Source organism: Mucilaginibacter sp. UYCu711 (assembly GCF_050433825.1).
GTDB lineage: Bacteria > Bacteroidota > Bacteroidia > Sphingobacteriales > Sphingobacteriaceae > Mucilaginibacter.
This window is the reverse complement of record NZ_JBNPWM010000006.1, coordinates 251,480-269,606: the sequence shown is the minus strand read 5'-3', so window position 1 is coordinate 269,606 and position 18,127 is coordinate 251,480. Positions and strand designations below refer to the sequence as shown.

13 protein-coding genes are annotated in these 18,127 nt (G+C 42.3%); 8 read left to right on the top strand and 5 right to left on the bottom strand.

Annotated features, from left to right (window positions below):
* Positions 1-2: 2 nt before the first annotated feature.
* The 5 genes from ABIB50_RS14760 (at position 3) to ABIB50_RS14740 (ending at position 6,198) form a co-directional block, all read left to right on the top strand.
* Positions 3-1,508, top strand: coding sequence for a TSUP family transporter (locus tag ABIB50_RS14760; protein ID WP_429380736.1), 1,506 nt, complete (start codon positions 3-5; stop codon positions 1,506-1,508).
* The gene (locus tag ABIB50_RS14755; RefSeq protein WP_429380734.1) at positions 1,508-2,224 is read left to right on the top strand and encodes a phosphoadenylyl-sulfate reductase; all 717 of its coding nucleotides are present in this window, start codon (positions 1,508-1,510) and stop codon (positions 2,222-2,224) included. Before ABIB50_RS14760 ends, ABIB50_RS14755 begins: the two co-directional genes overlap by 1 nt.
* Positions 2,225-2,328: 104 nt before the next feature.
* A complete protein-coding gene (cysD, locus tag ABIB50_RS14750) occupies positions 2,329-3,237 on the top strand; it encodes a sulfate adenylyltransferase subunit CysD (RefSeq protein ID WP_429380732.1) in 909 nt (302 codons plus the stop codon).
* A gap of 97 nt (positions 3,238-3,334) precedes the next feature.
* On the top strand, positions 3,335-4,585 hold the full coding sequence (locus ABIB50_RS14745; protein WP_429380730.1) for a sulfate adenylyltransferase subunit 1: 1,251 nt from the start codon (positions 3,335-3,337) through the stop codon (positions 4,583-4,585).
* 410 nt (positions 4,586-4,995) lie between these two features.
* Complete coding sequence (locus ABIB50_RS14740; protein WP_429380728.1) at positions 4,996-6,198, top strand: MFS transporter; 1,203 nt, start codon at positions 4,996-4,998, stop codon at positions 6,196-6,198.
* A gap of 3 nt (positions 6,199-6,201) precedes the next feature.
* Here the strand turns inward: ABIB50_RS14740 and ABIB50_RS14735 are convergent, their stop codons facing one another.
* From ABIB50_RS14735 to ABIB50_RS14725, 3 genes are all read right to left on the bottom strand, one after another.
* A complete protein-coding gene (locus ABIB50_RS14735) occupies positions 6,202-8,631 on the bottom strand; it encodes an outer membrane beta-barrel protein (RefSeq protein WP_429380726.1) in 2,430 nt (809 codons plus the stop codon).
* 69 nt (positions 8,632-8,700) lie between these two features.
* The gene (locus ABIB50_RS14730; RefSeq protein WP_429380724.1) at positions 8,701-9,528 is read right to left on the bottom strand and encodes an aminotransferase class IV; all 828 of its coding nucleotides are present in this window, start codon (positions 9,526-9,528) and stop codon (positions 8,701-8,703) included.
* Entirely contained in the window at positions 9,509-10,741 is a 1,233-nt protein-coding gene (locus tag ABIB50_RS14725) for a dicarboxylate/amino acid:cation symporter (protein WP_429380722.1), read from the bottom strand. Before ABIB50_RS14725 ends, ABIB50_RS14730 begins: the two co-directional genes overlap by 20 nt.
* Before the next feature lie 126 nt (positions 10,742-10,867).
* Here ABIB50_RS14725 and ABIB50_RS14720 point away from each other — a divergent pair, with 126 nt between their 5' ends.
* From ABIB50_RS14720 to ABIB50_RS14710, 3 genes are all read left to right on the top strand, one after another.
* Positions 10,868-11,638: an SRPBCC family protein gene (locus tag ABIB50_RS14720; protein ID WP_429380720.1), complete on the top strand. Its 771-nt coding sequence runs from the start codon at positions 10,868-10,870 to the stop codon at positions 11,636-11,638.
* 197 nt (positions 11,639-11,835) lie between these two features.
* Positions 11,836-13,176 carry a serine hydrolase domain-containing protein gene (locus tag ABIB50_RS14715; protein ID WP_429380718.1) on the top strand — a complete coding sequence of 447 codons (1,341 nt, stop codon included), beginning with the start codon at positions 11,836-11,838 and terminating at the stop codon, positions 13,174-13,176.
* A 42-nt stretch (positions 13,177-13,218) separates the two neighbouring features.
* Complete coding sequence (locus ABIB50_RS14710; protein ID WP_429380716.1) at positions 13,219-13,536, top strand: hypothetical protein; 318 nt, start codon at positions 13,219-13,221, stop codon at positions 13,534-13,536.
* A gap of 60 nt (positions 13,537-13,596) precedes the next feature.
* On the opposite strand, the gene ABIB50_RS14705 is transcribed toward ABIB50_RS14710, so the two are convergent.
* Both ABIB50_RS14705 and ABIB50_RS14700 read right to left on the bottom strand, forming a co-directional pair.
* Entirely contained in the window at positions 13,597-14,904 is a 1,308-nt protein-coding gene (locus ABIB50_RS14705) for an amidohydrolase family protein (protein WP_429380714.1), read from the bottom strand.
* Between the two features lie 10 nt (positions 14,905-14,914).
* Complete coding sequence (locus tag ABIB50_RS14700; protein WP_429380712.1) at positions 14,915-17,968, bottom strand: amidohydrolase family protein; 3,054 nt, start codon at positions 17,966-17,968, stop codon at positions 14,915-14,917.
* Positions 17,969-18,127: the final 159 nt, after the last annotated feature.

Here is an 18,127-nt window from a genome sequence, read left to right as displayed (position 1 = left end):
AAATGGCGCTGTTAACCGGAAATAATGAACTAACTACAGTTCAGGACGAAAAGACCGGCAGCAATCAACTGTTCCCTGTTTTTTTAAAACTGAATGAATTGCATACCGTGCTTATTGGTGCAGGTAATGTTGGCTTGGAAAAGCTGACAGCTATTTTGCATAACAGTAATGACGCAAGAGTTACTGTTATTGCTAAAACTGTTATACAGGCCATTAGAGATCTTGCAATAACCTACCCTACTATAACTATTATAGAAAAACCGTTTATCGACAGCGACCTTAATAACGCCGACCTGGTTATTGCCGCTACAGATGATTCGGTATTAAATACTTATATAAGGGATTCGGCACACCAGCGTAGGCTTTTAATTAACGTAGCCGATAAACCCGACCTTTGCGATTTTTACCTTGGTTCGATCGTAAAAAAAGGCGATCTTAAGATTGGTATTTCAACTAATGGTAAATCGCCCACCATTGCTAAGCGTCTAAAAGAAGTTTTAAATGAAAGTCTGCCTGCAGACCTGCATATCACACTACAACAAATGAGCGACCTGAGGAACTCGTTAAGCGGTGATTTTACCTACAAAGTTAAAAAGCTAAATGAAGTTACATCAGTGCTGGTTGAACAGAAAGCAGAGCGTAAAAACCTTAACTGGTTAATCTGGCTAACTATCGTATTTTCATTAGTGGTTGCTATAACAGCGTTATGGATGAATGAGCCTGAATTTAGGGCTTATGCGCAAGAGATTGACCCTGTATTTTATTATTTTTTAGGGGCAGGGTTCGTATTTGCGATGATAGACGGAGCAATAGGCATGTCTTATGGTGTTACTTCAACGGCTTTTTCTTTATCCATGGGTATCTCTCCAGCTTCGGCAAGTATGGCAGTGCATCTATCTGAGATTATGAGCAACGGTATCGCCGGCTGGATGCATTATCGTATGGGTAATGTTAACTGGAAAATGTTTAAATTACTTATTTTACCCGGCATTATTGGTGCAGCAGCTGGTGCCTTCTTAATTTCATCGTTAGAGCATTATTCAATGTATACTAAGCCTTTGGTATCTGTTTATACGTTGATATTGGGCTTAATTATACTTTCTAAGGCCTTTAAAACTGCGAAAAAGAAATCGGCTGATAAAATAAAGCGGATAGCATTATTGGGTTTAGGCGGCGGGTTTATCGATGCTGTAGGCGGAGGCGGTTGGGGTTCAATAGTACTATCATCGTTAATAGCAGGTGGTCGACATCCGCGTTTTTCACTGGGCACCGTAAAATTAACGAGGTTTTTTATTGCCATGATAGGCTCGCTTGTGTTCTTAACCATGCTTAATGGTGCTCCCTGGAGTGCTATTGCAGGCTTAATTATAGGCAGCGCCCTGGCAGCGCCTATTGCTGCGCGCATTTCTAATCGGATATCAGTTAAGGTTATTATGGTTGCCGTAGGCATAATTGTGATACTGGTAAGCCTAAAAAGCATCTTTGCATTTGTAAGTAAAGTAATATAATGAACCCATTAGCAGAAAATATAAAACAGTTAACTACGGGATTAGATCCTGTTGAAGCTTTAAAAAAATTAGCTGAGTTGTTTGCCGGTGAGATCGTATTTTCGACCAGTTTTGGCTGGGAAGACCAGGTGATCACGCATATGATCTTCACCAATAATATCCCCATTAAAGTTTTTACATTGGAAACCGGGCGATTATTTCCGGAAACTTATTATGTTTGGAACCGCACAATGGAAATGTATGAAAATACCATTTACGCATACTATCCGCAAAACGGCCCGCTTGAAAAAATGCTGAACGAAAAAGGCCCGAGCAGCTTTTATGAGTCGGTAGAGAACCGTAAGGAGTGCTGTGGCATACGTAAGGTTGAGCCTTTAAACCGCGCCCTGGCGGGCAACAAATGCTGGATAACCGGCATCCGTGCAGAGCAATCTGTAAACCGCCAGGATATGCATAATGTGGAATGGGATGAAGCACATAACCTGGTTAAGTTCCATCCTATTTTTGAGTGGACGTTAGAAGAAGTAAAAGCATATATTAAAAAACACAACGTGCCATATAATATTTTACACGACCGTGGTTTCCCGAGTATTGGATGCCAGCCGTGTACAAGAGCGATAAGAGAAGGCGAAGATTTTAGGGCAGGACGCTGGTGGTGGGAAGACCAATCGAAAAAAGAATGCGGCCTGCACGAATTAATAATAGACAATAAATAAGGTAGTTATTGAATTAATGATTTATTGAATTATAGAGTAACAAAGTCAATAATTATAAATCACTATTCAATCATTAATTCAATAACTCAATAATTCAATAATTAATGACACAACACAACCAACTGGACTATTTAGATGAGCTTGAAGCAGAAGCTATACACATTCTGCGTGAGGTAGCCGGCCAGTTTGAGCGCCCAGCGCTTTTATTTTCGGGAGGTAAGGATTCTATTACACTGGTACGTTTGGCCGAGAAGGCATTCCGTCCGGGTAAGTTTCCCTTCCCGCTAGTACATATCGATACCGGGCATAATTTTATTGAGACTATCGAGTACCGCGATGCTATGGTAAAACGCTTAGGCGAAAAACTGATAGTAGGCCACGTACAGGATTCGATAGACCAGGGCAAGGTTGTTGAGCAAAAGGGCAAAAACGCAAGCCGTAACGCCCTACAAACTGTAACCCTGTTGGATACCATTGCCGAGCATAAGTTTGACGCCTGTATTGGCGGTGCACGCCGTGATGAGGAAAAGGCCCGTGCTAAAGAGCGTATCTTTTCGGTACGCGATGAGTTTGGCCAATGGGACCCAAAACGTCAGCGCCCGGAGCTTTGGAACATTTATAATGGTAAGATCCATAAAGGCGAGAACGTTCGCGTGTTCCCTATCAGTAACTGGACGGAATTAGACGTTTGGAACTACATCCGCAGAGAAAAAATAGACCTGCCTACTATATACTTCGCGCATGAGCGTGATACTATTGTACGTAACGGCCAGCTAATGGCAGCATCACCGGTTTTGAATATGGATGAGGATGACGTGATTACCCGTCGTACCGTACGTTTCCGTACTGTGGGTGATATGACCTGTACAGCTGCAGTATCATCAGACGCATTTTTAATTGACGATATTATTGACGAGATAAGCGCTTCGAAAATAAGCGAGCGCGGCGCACGCATGGATGATAAAGTATCAGAAGCTGCAATGGAAGATAGAAAGAAAGGCGGCTACTTTTAGCCCCCTAACCCCCTGAAACGGGGAACGATAGTTAACAAGATATAATTACAAATAAGATATTAAAGTCTCACCTTTAGGGTGAGATTTAGAGGGGCAAATGGATATACTTAAATTTATAACAGCAGGCAGTGTCGATGATGGCAAAAGTACCTTAATAGGTAGATTACTGTATGATAGCGATTCTATCCTGGCAGATCAACTGGAAGCATTGCATTCATCAAACCGTAAGAATGACGACGGCAGTATCGACCTTGCCATATTAACCGACGGACTTAAAGCCGAACGTGAACAAGGTATTACAATTGATGTCGCTTACAAATACTTTCAGACAGAGAAACGCAAGTTCATTATAGCCGATACCCCGGGGCATATCCAGTATACCCGTAACATGGTAACCGGCGCCTCAAACGCTAAGCTGGCTATTATATTGATAGATGCGCGTAAAGGTGTTATCGAGCAAACTATCCGCCACTCCTACCTGGTTTCGTTATTGGGTATAGAGCAGGTGGTTGTTTGTATCAATAAGATGGATATGGTAGATTATAGTGAAGAAGTTTATAACAACATACTAAAAGACTATAACGCTTTAGCTGCTAAAGTTGGCCTAAATAATGTGCACCCCATACCCGTAAGTGCGCTTAAAGGCGATAATGTAGTTAACAATACCACCAATATGGATTGGTACAAAGGCGAAAGCCTGTTACACTTCCTGGAAACCGTCGATTTAGCGATTGATAACAGTACCGAGCATGCACGTTTCCCGGTGCAATGGGTTATACGCCCGCAGACCGAAGAATTGCATGATTACCGTGGCTATGCCGGCCGGGTATCGTCAGGATCATTTAAAGTTAATGACAAGGTTACTGTATTGCCATCAGGTTTTACTTCAACCATCACCAAGATAGAGGTATTAGACCAGGAGCCGGAAGTAGCGGTATCGGGTATGTCAGTAACCATGCATTTAAAGGATGAGATCGATATCAGCCGTGGCGACCTGTTGGTTAACAGCAGTTATCAGCCCCAGGTATCGCAATTAATCGAGGCCGATCTTTGCTGGATGGATACCCGTGCTTTGGATATCAGCCATACTTACTTTATACAACACAACAGTAAAGTAACCCGTTGTAAGATCCAGGAGACTTTATATAAAGTAAATATCAACACGTTGGAGAAAGAGCAGGGCGAAGATTTTAAACTGAATGACATCGGCCGGATAATCATTAAAACTGCCGACCCGTTAGCGTTTGACCGCTATCAGGACAACAAAGCTAACGGTGGCGCTATTATTATTGATAGCCGTACCAATGTTACCGTAGGTGCGGTAATGCTGCGTTCGGTAGCTGATTGATAGATTATAAATATTAATAAGCGAAGGCGGCCTGAGATAACTCAAGCCGTCTTTCTTTTTAACAGGTGATCCATTTTAAAATGTGAATCACCCGGATCACCTTTTTTACTTAACTAATTGAAAATAAAATACTTAAAGTTTAACGTGGATCACTTTGGATCGCTCTTATTCGTCAGTATTTATAGGTGCAAGTTTTACTTAAGATACTGATAATAAAGCGATTATAAAACAGTCCTTTTTTACTCTTTTTTGAAGAGTGGATCACTCAAGTGGATCACCCATTTTTTTAAAAATAAGCAATTCACAAATTTAGTGAGTAGCTTTTTCTACCGTATAATCACCATTCTTTACTTCCAGTCCACAATCAACAACGTGGCTATTTGTAGTTTTGCGGCATCTATCACAACACAATGCTTAAAGAAAAAAATCAACGCATCTCTACCTTGCTTGCATTCGCCTTGCTGCCCCTATCCGGGTTCGCAACTGATATTTATATCCCATCATTACCCAGTATGGGTGCCGACATGCACATCAGCGCCATACAAGTGCAACTAACGCTTACGGTTTTTTTGATAACTTACGGTACTTCACAACTATTCATCGGTATTATATTAGATAGTTTCGGGCGGTACCGGATGAGCCTTATCGCTTTATTTATATTTACTATCTCCTGTATGCTTATCGCGGTAACGCATAACATCTACTTAATTTATTTTATGCGGGTTATCCATGGCATTACCGTAGCTTTTATAATTGTAGCTAAGCGTGCGCTGTTTGTTGATATCTATAAGGGTAAACAGCTGCAACATTACCTGAGTATGTTTACCATTATCTGGTCGGCCGGGCCAATTGTGGCGCCGTTTATAGGTGGCTATTTCCAGGATACTTTTGGCTGGCAATCAAATTTTTATTTTTTAGGCGGATTAGGTGCAATACTGTTTGTTTTAGAACTGATTTACAGCGGCGAAACCTTAACCAGGCCTGTGGAATTTAACATAAAACGGATTGCCGGAGTTTATGCCAATATGATAAAAACCACCAGCTTTAGTTTGGGTATTTTGATTTTGAGTTTTGGCTATTCTATGGTGATCATGTATAACATGACCGGGCCTTATATTATCGAACATCATTTTAAGCTTACGCCTGTTGTTGCCGGCTATTGTTCATTAATTTTAGGCTTAGCCTGGATGGTGGGTGGTTTTATTAGTAAGGCGGTTATCAATAAGCCGTTTTACAGTAAGCTATCGGTAAATATTGCTTTGCAGGTTGTGTTTGTGGGTATCATGATCGGTAGCTTAAATTTTGTTTCCAACTTGTATTCGATGGTATTTTTTGCTTTTCTGATCCATGTTTGCGCCGGGTTTACTTATAACAACTACTTTGCTTATTGCCTGGGTAAGTTCCCGGATAACGCGGCAACCGCAGGCGGCCTAACCGGTGGGGCGGCTTATGTTATACTTTCAATCCTTACGTATGGTGTTATAACCTTATTTCCGGCTAAAGATGAACGCAACCTGAGCTATAGTTACCTGGTGTTTATCTTGTTGTCGGCAGTGGTGATGTATATTTTGTTCAGGTTGAACAGGCGGGCGGTAAAACAAATAGCTGTTTAATTATCACCCGTTCCCTACCCGCTGCATTTCATCGCTAACCCCGCTTTGGTGTTTAACGGTTTTGTAAGCCTTGCCAAACCGGTAAGTAAAAGCAAGGGTATAAACCCGGCTGTCTCTTTTCAGGATAAAATACTCAGTAGAGTTTGGGAACTGCGTTAAGCCTTCCATAGCGTTGGTATATAAAATATCGCGCGCGGTAAATTTAAGCGTGCCTTTTTTATTGAAGATTGGCCGTGAAATACCTGCTGATAGTTGCCCCGTTGGATACAACAATTCCTGCACATCATTACGTGCACGGGTAGTGTAAAAGCCGGATAACTCGGCAGTATAATTTTTGCCTATGGTAAATTGATTGTTCAGGTTAACATTTAACTGATCTATGGACGTTGTATAGGTATTACCGTTAAATCCTTTTAACTGTTTATGGTTATACACAGCCTGGAAAGTAAACGACCACCAATGCACCGGCGCCAACGCCACAACTGACGACACACCAAAATTACTGGTATGCCCCACATTGCCCTGGGTATATAATATGATATCTGTTGTAGCGCCGTTAAGGAAGATCTGCGAGAAATAGTTTTTGATATCACTGTAAGAAACCGTAGTAGTTAACCAGCTTTTATATTGATGGCTCAGCTCGAAGTTCCAGGTGTATTGCGGTAATATGAACGGGTTACCCGTCATATACGTGTACTTATTAATGATAGACAAAAACGGGTTCAGTGTTTGAAATATTGGGCGGTCAATACGCCGTCCAACGGTTAAAGTAAACCCGTTAGCTGTATCAACCTGGAAAGTAAGATACCCGCTCGGGAAAAAGCCGCCATAGTTTTTGGTGAACGCGGTATCTTTCTGAACGGCATTACCATATTGGCGTGCGTTATAACCGGTATGCTCATACCTTACACCCAGCTGGTAGCTTATTTTCTTATACTTACTTTCTATTGTACTATATAAAGCGTGGATATCCTCAGCATAAACAAAATGATTGTTCCTGTTATTATCATCCACCCAGGTCGATCCTATTAAATTTTGATAGGATGCCAGGTTATCCGTTTTACTCATTGATGATTTCCAGCCCGATTGAAAAGTCGTCTCCTTCCCTATCTTCTGGTTATAATCAATTTTACCGGAGGTAATGTTAATAGTTGTAGGGATATGGCCACGCGATTGCTCATCATAACCCCCTGCTTTTAATAACCGGTTATCGTAATCGGAAGTACTGGTGGTGGTATAATGCAGGTAATCAAAATCGGCAGACAGGTCCTGCGTTTTGGATATGGTATGCCTGGCATTTAAATTAACCGAGCCATTTCTTAGCTGATTATTTGTATTGTTGGTGGTATAAATTGATGAGTCGGCCACTCCTGCCGGGTTTAACCAGGTTGCCGTACCCACGTTGCCGCCAACGCGGCTAACGGTTATGCCGCCAATTGCAAAGCCTATCGTGGTTTTTTCCGAAACAGTATAGTCCAATCCTGTTTTCAGGATATTATTAAACAGGTTACCTGTAAAACCGCCGGGCTGGTCAAGCTGCGCAGTGATGTCATTATTAGCGTCGTAATACTTCCGGAAAGCATACAGGTCGGTTAGGTATTTAAGTATGTTAGCGTTATAATTAAAGAACATATTAACCTTGCCAACCCGGTAATTTAAAATTAAACTATTGCTGTTTTTAGGGTAAACACCTATACCAGCCGATGTAGTGAACGACCCGTTAAACCCCTGTTGCTTATTCTTTTTTGTTTTAATGTTAATAATACCCGCGTTGCCGCTGGCATCGTATTTAGCTGTCGGGCTGGTTATCAGCTCTATTTGTGATACGTTGGTCGAGCTCATGCTGCTTAGCAGGTTATTCAGGTCGGAACCTGATAGATAAGTCGGCTTATCATCAATCATTACCAATACGCCTGCTTTACCCTGCATGGCAATACCGCCATTCCTGTCAACGGTTACACCCGGCGATTTCTCCAACACTTCTAACACCGTTGAGCCCACATTGGTAACTGATGCTTCTACATTAACTATGGTTTTGCCCTGCTTGTGTTCTATAGCCGGCGCTCGGGCAACAATATTTACCTGTTGCAGGTTGGTGTTATCAGGTTGCAATTTGATGGTATCGATATAGATATTTGAAGGGAAGGTGTAATTGCGCGTGATTTCTTTATAGCCGGTATAACTGATGGTGAGTGTATAAGAGCCAGCGGGTAGCCCTTCAAAACCGGCCATACCCTTGGCATTTACAATAACGCTATTGATTAGTTTATTAGCTAATAATTGCTTTACACCGGCGCCTTCGGCAGGCTGCGACTTTTCGTTTAAAACAACAAGCGTGAGTGTACCACCGCTTTGCGCCTTGGTTTGGGTATAGAAACCAGTGGATAATAAGATCAGCGCGATAAAATAGATCGCTTTTTTAGTGTCTATCATAAACTCTTACAGTAGACTAAATTAAGGGCATATTGTTACAGCGTATAATGTGCGAAAATCACCCAAATATCATAACAGTTCTTTAAGTTTTGCCGCTAATTGAGTGCTCACATCACCGGCCACGGCGTTCCCTATCGCTTTGCCGTCAATGGCTATAACCGGTAAAATATTTTTTGTTGAGCTGGTGATAAACGCTTCTTTACACAAGCGCAGATCCTCAAGGGTGATATCGCGTTCGGTTAGGTTAAATCCGCTGTCTTTAATAGCTAATAATTGCTTGCGTACAACTCCTTTTAAAATGTTGGTAGCGGTTGTTATAACCTCGTTGTTTTGGGTTACGATAAAGAAATTGGCGCGCGGGCATTCCCTAATAATTCCGTGGCTAAAGTATAATACATCATCGGCGCCTTTTTCCTTAATTAAGGGTTGCAGCCATATCGCCATCAGGTAGTCCAAAGTTTTAACATGGGCAAGCTGCCGTTGGTGCGAATGGGTAATGAGTTTAATGCCGGGTGCTATATCGCCCTTATTAAGCGTTAAGGCTTGCTGTGTGATGATCATATTGGGTTTTGCTATCGAGTACCCATCCGGAGTATAACCACCCGTTAAAGTGATCTTAATGCCCGATTCGGGCAGATCATTCTTTTTCATCAATTCGAAAAGCATTGCTTTTAACTCGTCGCGGGTTTGATCAACCGGCAAATGCATCTGTTCGGCCGAATTATAGAAACGATCCAAATGATCTTCTAAAAACTTAATCTCACCGTTTAAGATCTTAAAGAAATCAAAAATGCCGTAGCCACGTTGCAGCGCCAGGTCGGTTATTTTTACCGAGGCTTCAGTTGCAGGTAAAAAATCTTCGTTTACAATGGAGTATTTAGTCGGCTGTAATTGCATGGTGTTTTATCGTATCCTTTTCAACAAATTTACTAATTATCATGGCCGCGGCGGTATCGCCGGTTGCATTAAGTAAAGTAGCTACAGGGTCTATAAGCGTACCTATAATTATGGCCGGTGGTAAAGCCTCGGGCGGGAAACCATAGGCAGATATAAATAATAACTCGCCTATATAACCACCATTAGGTATTCCACCTTCAACAATACTTACTAAAACAGTCATACCAAGTGCTAATAATATAATATCCGGGCTATTAAAGCTTTTACCAAACATGGCAAATACCACAGCCATTTTTAAAATGGACGAAATACTGGAACCATCCTTATGCAACGCTCCGAATAATGGTAATACAATGCCCGCAACTGTATCAGAAATGCCCATACCCTTGGCTGCTTCCAAATTTGCAGGGATAGTGGCTATACTGCTGCACGTACCTACCGCCGTGGCCGATGGTATGATATTGTTTTTCCAATACCTTTTTATCCCCTTTATACCACCCGCAATAAATGCAAATAAGCTGTAAAAAACCAGGTAATAAAATATACTAACCCCATAACCTATACCCATTGCATGCGCATAAGTGCCAAATAACGATGGCCCAAACACGGCTACCTGGTAAGCAAAGTAAGCACCCAATCCTAATGGCCCTAACTTCATTATCAGGGTAAATACATTTTTAAACACCTCGGCACCGGCATCTAAAAGCTTGCGGAAAGGTTCGCCCTTATCGCCCGACCTGAGTGTAGCAAATCCTATTAAAATGCTAAAGATGATCATGGCCAGCATATTTTTGCGCGAGAGCAGCTGGTAAAACTCGCCGGTGGTGAATAGTTGGGTTATCTGTTCGCCGGTTAGTTTACCACCCTCGCCCTGCTTCATCATTTCGGCAGTAACCGTTACGTGCTGGTGGACAGGGAAGATCCATACCGCTATCATGGTAACTATTGCGGCAAGCAATATCGTCATTAAAAAAACAGCGGTCATGGTAACCATAATGCGGGTAAGCTTTTGCCCACCGTTTAAATTGGCAATTGCCGAGGCTATACAAAAGAAAACTACGGGTATAACAGCCACAAACAACAGGTTTAAAAACATGTCGCCGATAGGTTTCAACACTTCGGCCTGCTTACCGAAAACAATGCCGATAATACTGCCGGCAATTATACCGGCTATCAGCCAAATCATACTGCTATAATTTTTAATCCAACTCATGCAATAACCTTTAAATATCGAAGGTAAGATAATGATATTCGCCGTTTTTTAAGTATTGGTTTCAGTATCTGTAAAACATTTTTTACTAAAAGGCTGTTAAGTATACAGTTACAAAAACTACATTTTATGGAAACTATAACATTAACACCGGTAACCACGACTACCACATATAAACAAGCTGCAGACATCAACCTTAACTGGCCAGAGCGTTATATCTCAATCGCCGCAGGTGTTAAACTGGCATTAAATGGCTTGGGCAACATATTTTCAAGTCCGTTTACCAGCGCTTTAAAGATGGGTGCAGGCGCATATCTTTTAAATCGCGGGGTTAGCGGCCACTGCGCTATTTATTCAAAAATTGGTAAGAACACGCAGCAGCCTATTGATATCAGTATCCGCACGGCTTTTACCATCAATAAACCGCGTAAAGAGGTTTATAAGTTCTGGCGCAAGCTGGATAACCTGCCTTTATTTATGAACCACCTGGAAAGTATTGAGGTGATAGATGATACCCGGTCGCGCTGGGTACTAAAATTACCAACCGGCGTAGGTACTATAAGTTGGGATGCCGAAATTGTTAAGGATAAACCTAACGAAATGATTGGCTGGAGCTCATTGCCCGATTCAATAATTGATAATGCCGGTAAAGTGTTTTTCCGCGATACAGAAGATGGTAAAGGCACTTTGGTTGATGTGGTAATAACTTATCAGCCACCGGCAGGCGGCGTTGGCGCCAGTATAGCACATGTATTAAACCCATTGTTTAAAAACATGGTGGATACCGACGTACGCAATTTTAAACAATATATGGACCTGGAGAATTCTTTAAAAGCGGTTACTCAGGGTAATGCCGTTAGTCATAAACTGGCCACCCACAAATCAATTACCCATAATTAAGCTACAAGGTAGTAGTATTACAAAGCCTCGCCCCTGTTAACCAGGACGAGGCTTTGTTGTTTAATACCTGACCCCGATAACTAGCATTTCCGAGCTAAGAAATATTTTTTTACAAAAACGCTTTGAAATACAAAGTGTTTTTATTTAACTTTGTATCGCAAAGTACTTTTATAATTTAAATACATAAAATCAAGACAATGAATCTTAAAATATCATTTGTAACATTATTGGCACTGGCGATGTTTAGTACGGGCTATGCACAGACATTTGACCAGGCAAAGTTAGACCAGTATTTTGACCGGCTCGCTGAAAAAAACAAGGCGATGGGTACACTGGTTATTGCTAAAGATGGTAAAGTAATTTATAATCGATCCATAGGTTATGCACAGGTAGATGAAACAGTAAAGAAACCATTAACAGCCGAAAGCAGATACCGTATAGGCTCGATCACCAAGATGTACACAGCTGTGATGATCTATCAGCTTGTAGAAGAAGGCAAGTTAAAACTTACAGATACCCTTGGCAAATTCTACCCGCAGGTAGCTAATGCCGGAAAGATCACTATCGCTAACATCCTGTCACATCGCAGTGGTATCCATGACGCGCTTATTGATCCTAACATGCGCACCCGGTCAAAAACAAGCCCCATGACCAGGGACGAGATCCTTGATCTCATCTATAAAGGCAAACCCGACTTTGAGCCGGGCACAAAACATCAATATAGTAATTCAGGCTTTACCCTATTAGGGATGATCATTGAAAAAGTAACCGGCAAAACCTATGCTGAAAATCTTAAACAACGTATTACTTCAAAGATCGGGATTAAAGACACTTATATCGCTACAGGCAGCATCGATGTAAATAACAATGAAAGTCTTACTTACCGGTATTCGGGTAGCTGGAAACAGGAACCCGAAACACATCCAAGTATCCTTTTTGGGGCGGGTTCTATTATTTCAACACCCGCCGATATGGCTAAATTCATCCATGCGTTGTTTGAGTTAAAATTAATATCTAAACAACATCTCGCTATCATGACAACCATTCGGGATGATGAAGGTTCAGGAATGGAACCTTTTGAGTTTGGTGGCAGAACGTTTTACGGCCATACAGGCGGCGGTGATAATTATGGTGCCTGGCTGGCTTATATGCCCGCAGAAAAACTGGCGCTGGCTTACACAACAAATGCCAAGGTTTACCCTGTGGGAGATATTATGAAAGGGATTACAGATATCTACTACAATAAACCCTTTAACATCCCCTCTTTTGAAGCGATGGCTATTAGTACAGAATTGCTTGACAAATATGTTGGCGTTTACGCTACTGCAGATGCCCCGGTTAAATTTACCATCACCAGGACCGGTAGTACGTTATATATTAAACCACCAAGAGAGGGTGCTGCCCCACTTGAAGCTACGGCACAAAACATCTTCAAAATTGAAGGTGTAAACGGAATAACTTTTGAATTTGATATCGATAAAAAACAAATGATCATGAAGCGTCCGGGGGGCGAAAGAATGTTCACCAAAGAAAATTAAACCTTAAAAATTATTAAAACGATCATTAAACATTAAAAGAACATGAAAACCTCTAAACTTAAATTTACCATCATCTTTGTTGTATGTGCATTTGCCTTTGTCTTAGGCACTTCCGTATTATTAGGTCAACAGCCTGAAACGTTATTCGCATCAGGTACACAAATAGCCTGGAAATCTTTCCTGTCAACCGTACTATCCCCTATTAAAATTATCCTGATGGGGCCTTTATTGCCATTTATTAAATTTTTGCACCAGGATCCGGATACCCCGCCACCGTTTTTCCTTGTAGGATTTGCTATCTACTGGACTATACTTGGTTTAGCTGTTCACTATCTCCTTAGTAAGTTAAAACGCGCTTAACTAAAAAGCCCCGCTTCTGATATACAGGCGGGGCTTTTTCGCTTTACTGTCTGATTATTATCAATCAGTTTTCAGGCTGTATTTATCAGCGTACTTTTTATACAGTTGTTTATGTAAATTATCAAGGTTGATGTTTCTTCCCTGTATAAACGCGTTGTCTACTCTAAGGGTAATCATATCCAAAGCATCACCTTCTGATATAAACAGATTAGCATCCTTACCTGTTTCCAACGTTCCGGTGGTTTTATCAATACCTAATATCTTAGCGTTGTTTATAGTGATCATGCTTAAGGCCTGCTCTTTGGTTAAGCCATAACCAACAGCCTGACCGGCTTCAAAAGGCAAGTTACGCTGGCGCCAGAAACCAATGCCGGTTAACCCATAAAGCACTCCTGCGTCCTGTAGTATCTTTGGTAATTTATAAGGCAGGTAAACATCATCTTCATCCCGGGCCGGCAGGGTTTGCGTTTCGCGAATGATAACCGGGACGTTGTGTGCCTTTAAAACCGATGTTACCAGGTATGATTCTTTACCACCTACTATTACCGCCTGTACACCCCATTTGCTTGAAAATGTTACCGCCTCAATTATCTCTTTAGCGCCATCGGCAATTATAAATAGTTTTTTGGTGCCGTTAAACAGGCCCTTCATCGCATCTAACTTCAAGTTTACTATAGATGGTGCCGCTTCTGAATAAGCTTTTACCTGTGCAAACAGGTTGTTTATCGCGTCTAAGGATTTTATCCTTGCTTCGTCCGGCGACTCGGCGCCAGGAACTGCAACAACAGGGCCTCTTCTTCGACCACCACCGCCAGCTGCCGGCCAGGTTAAATGAACAGCAATATCAGTTTTATAAGCAGCATCTTCCCAATTCCAGGCATCCAGTTGTACTACTGATGACTGGCCCGAAATAGTACCACCATTCGGTGTAGGTTGCGCCAGTAAGATCCCATTTGAACGTACGGTAGGGATAACTTTCGAATCGGTGTTATAAGCAACAATCGCTCGCAGGTTAGGATTAAGGTCGCCGGTGTCTTCATCATCCACCGTGCCCTTTGCGCCGCCCTCTACTTCTATTAAGCCTAAAGTAGTTACAGGGCATATAAAACCCGGATATACTTGTTTACCGGCAGCGTTTATGATCTCAGCACCGGCCGCATTAGGTGCTGCTCCTTCGCCTACGGCGGTTATTTTGCCTTTATCAAAAGCTATGTAGCCGTTGTTTATAACCTGGCCATTACCAATATGTATGGTAGCACCCGTTATAATTATTTGTTTACTTTGTGGTTTAGCAGGCGATATGTTGGCCTGCGCATAGGTAAGGACCGCGCTTAGCAATAATCCTCCAAAAATTAATGTCTTTTTCATCTTGTCGATCTTATTTCCTGTTAAGCATTCCGTTATATTCATCAGCTACTACATAGGCGCTTTCTTCAACATCGTCACAAGTATAGCCCGGGCGTCTTCCGCCACCACCTGTCGGCCTTTGTGTTGCAGCACCTTTGTTTTTAGCATCCAGCATTTTTTGGATAATGCGGCCCTCTTCGGCTTTTAACGCTTTTTGTTTAGCTGCGTCTTTTTCATAATCCCAATAAGGTACTCCGTCTATATAAGTCTTTTCGGCGACAGCATAGATAGATAACGGGTTAGTTGACCAAAGCACCAGATCAGCATCTTTACCTGCTTTAATACTGCCAACTTTATTATCAATATGCAGCATTTTTGCAGGGTTAAGCGTAACCAGCTTCAAAGCATCCTCTTCATTCATGTGGCCATAAGTAACCGCTTTACCGGCCTCCTGGTTAAGGCGGCGGGCCATTTCTTCATCGTCCGAGTTAAACGCGGTAACAACACCTACATCGGTCATTATCTTTCCGTTATACGGGATGGCGTCGCTTACTTCCATTTTATAAGCCCACCAGTCGGAGAACGTAGAAGCGGCAATACCACGCGCTTTCATTTTATCAGCCACTTTATAGCCTTCTAATATGTGGGTAAAGGTATTAACCCGGAAACCCATAGAATCGGCCACATGCATCAGCATGTTTATTTCTGATTGCACATAAGAGTGACACGTAATGAAACGCTTGTTATCCAATATCTCAACCAAGGTTTCCAGCTCCAAATCACGGCGGACGTTGTTACCTTTTACCGCAAGCGCCGCTTTATATGCTTTAGCACGGGTAAAGGCATCAACATAAACCTGCTCAACACCCATGCGGGTTTGCGGGAAACGGGTGTTTGGCCCCGGTTGCGCACTCGAACTGCTTTGCTTTACGTTTTCGCCCAGTGCAAATTTTATAAAGCCATCTGCACCTTCAAACTTTAATTGCTCGGGTAATACACCCCAGCGGTGTTTAATCAATGCACTTTGACCACCAATCGGGTTGGCCGAACCATGCAATATTTGCGACATGGTAACGCCGCCGGCTGCCTGACGGTAAATATTAATATCTTCGGGATCTAATACGTCGCCCATCCGTACTTCGGCGGTAACAGCTTGCGTACCTTCATTTATCCCATTGGTAATGGCTATGTGCGAGTGCTCATCAACAATACCTGCAGAAATGTGCTTGCCGGTAGCATCAATAACTTTAGCGGCACCTGCCGCCAGGTTTTTACCAACTGCTTTTATCTTTCCGTTTTCTATCAGTACATCAGCATTTTTAAGGATACCTTCTTTTTCGTTTGTCCAAACGGTAGCATTTTTAAATAATACCGTTTCGGCAGTTGGCAATACGGCATTACCAAAAGCGGCAAACGGGTAAACCACCGGCCCTGTTGTTAGGTTAGGTTTAGGCGTATCTTTACGTTCGGTTACCGGCGGCACAACACCGTTTGATGTTGCTGTCCAGCTGGTAGCCGTACCATCAGGCAATATAGCGCTGCCGGTTAAGGTTATTGGCGATACTGATGATATATAACCGCTAAGGCGGATAGTACCTGTTGGATTAGTTTTCAGGTCGAAATATAAACTCACCATGTCACCGGTACGGGTAATAGTACCACGTGCACGTACGCTGTCTGCACCTGTACGCTGAACGTTTAATTCGTATGATCCCGGGGTACCGGCAACTCTTAATGTAACACCAGCCAAACCATCGCCTGATACTTTATAAGTACCGGCAAGGTTTATGGGGCTAACGCGGCTAACCACGTATTGCTTACCCTCTACCCAGTTTTCGTAAATTACATTCTCCTTTTTAAATAAACTATCAGACGTAATGATAAAATTAGCCAGTTTGCCTTTTGCTAACGTACCTATCTTATCAGACACGCCTAACATCTCTGCCGGAATTTCTGTCAGCGATTTTAAGGCCTGGGCCTGGCTCAGTCCGCGATCAATTGCTATGCGCAGGTTTGTCCAGAAATCACGCGGATTGGTTAAGCCGTAAGATGTAAGGGCAAAACGGATCCCTGCTTTTTCCATAACAGCTGGGTTGCCTGGTGCCAGTTCCCAGTCTTTTAACTGCTGATAAGTAACCCTGCGTGCCTGCAATGGGTCCTCTACATCAAAAGCATCGGGAAAAGTAAGCGGGATAATAAAACTGCTGCTGGTAGCCTTCATCGCATCTATACGGCGATACTCATCACCATCTGTTTTATAAATATATTTTACACCAAACTCTTTGGCTATTTTATCAGCACGTAATACAGCAAGTGGGTCCGTTACCTCAAATATTTGTGGTAATGATTGCGTGCGGTTAAACTCTAATAATGATATGTTATACTCATCTTTTTGCGATTTGTACCATTGCGCATCTAAATAAGTTTGGCGCAATAAGGCTATACTTCCCGCTAATGATGACGGGTAATTTGTGGGCGCCGTACCTTTGCTGAAAGAGTAGTTTGCAGCAGCTTCGCCATTTAAAATAACCAGGTTATCACGTTCGTCCCCTAATGTAGCTACTACCGATGTACCCCGGGCTATACCATCATGTATCAATGATTGTACCGCGCCAAAACCATTTTTTTTCATTGCTTCGGCTTTGGCGGCATCAGCATGAAAAATAGATTTTACGTTCACTTCCGGGCGAATAGCTTCGTTCCAGCCGTAAGCGCCGGCTTTTGTTGAAACCGGTGTTGGCGCAGGGCGTGTAAAGGTAAACGCGCCGGCTTGCCTTGGCGCATCAGGTAAACCATACGTAGTATAAGCGTCGATCAATCCGGGATATACAAATTTCCCTTTCAGATCAACCACAACATAACCTTTTGGAATAGCACCTGCAGGGCCAACAGACTCAATCATCCTGTCTTTAACCAATAAAGTACCATTGGTAATAGTTTGAGCGGCACTAACAACAATGGTTGCGTTAGTAAATGCATACAATCCGGGGCGGATATCCTGCACGCCGTTTACGGGGTAAGTTTGCTGCGCCCGGGCAAAATTGCACAATAGCACCGCAAAACCATAAAGTAAGAGTTTCTTCATGTTTTTTTAATTATGATATCAGTTAGTTTGTCTAATATAATGGGAAAAACTTGGGTTTTTATCCCCTGTGGAAAATAACAGGCAAAAAACAGGCTCATATAATGAGAATATTACAATTAAAGATAGATTAAGATCAGTTTAAGTACTTTTAAAACTATA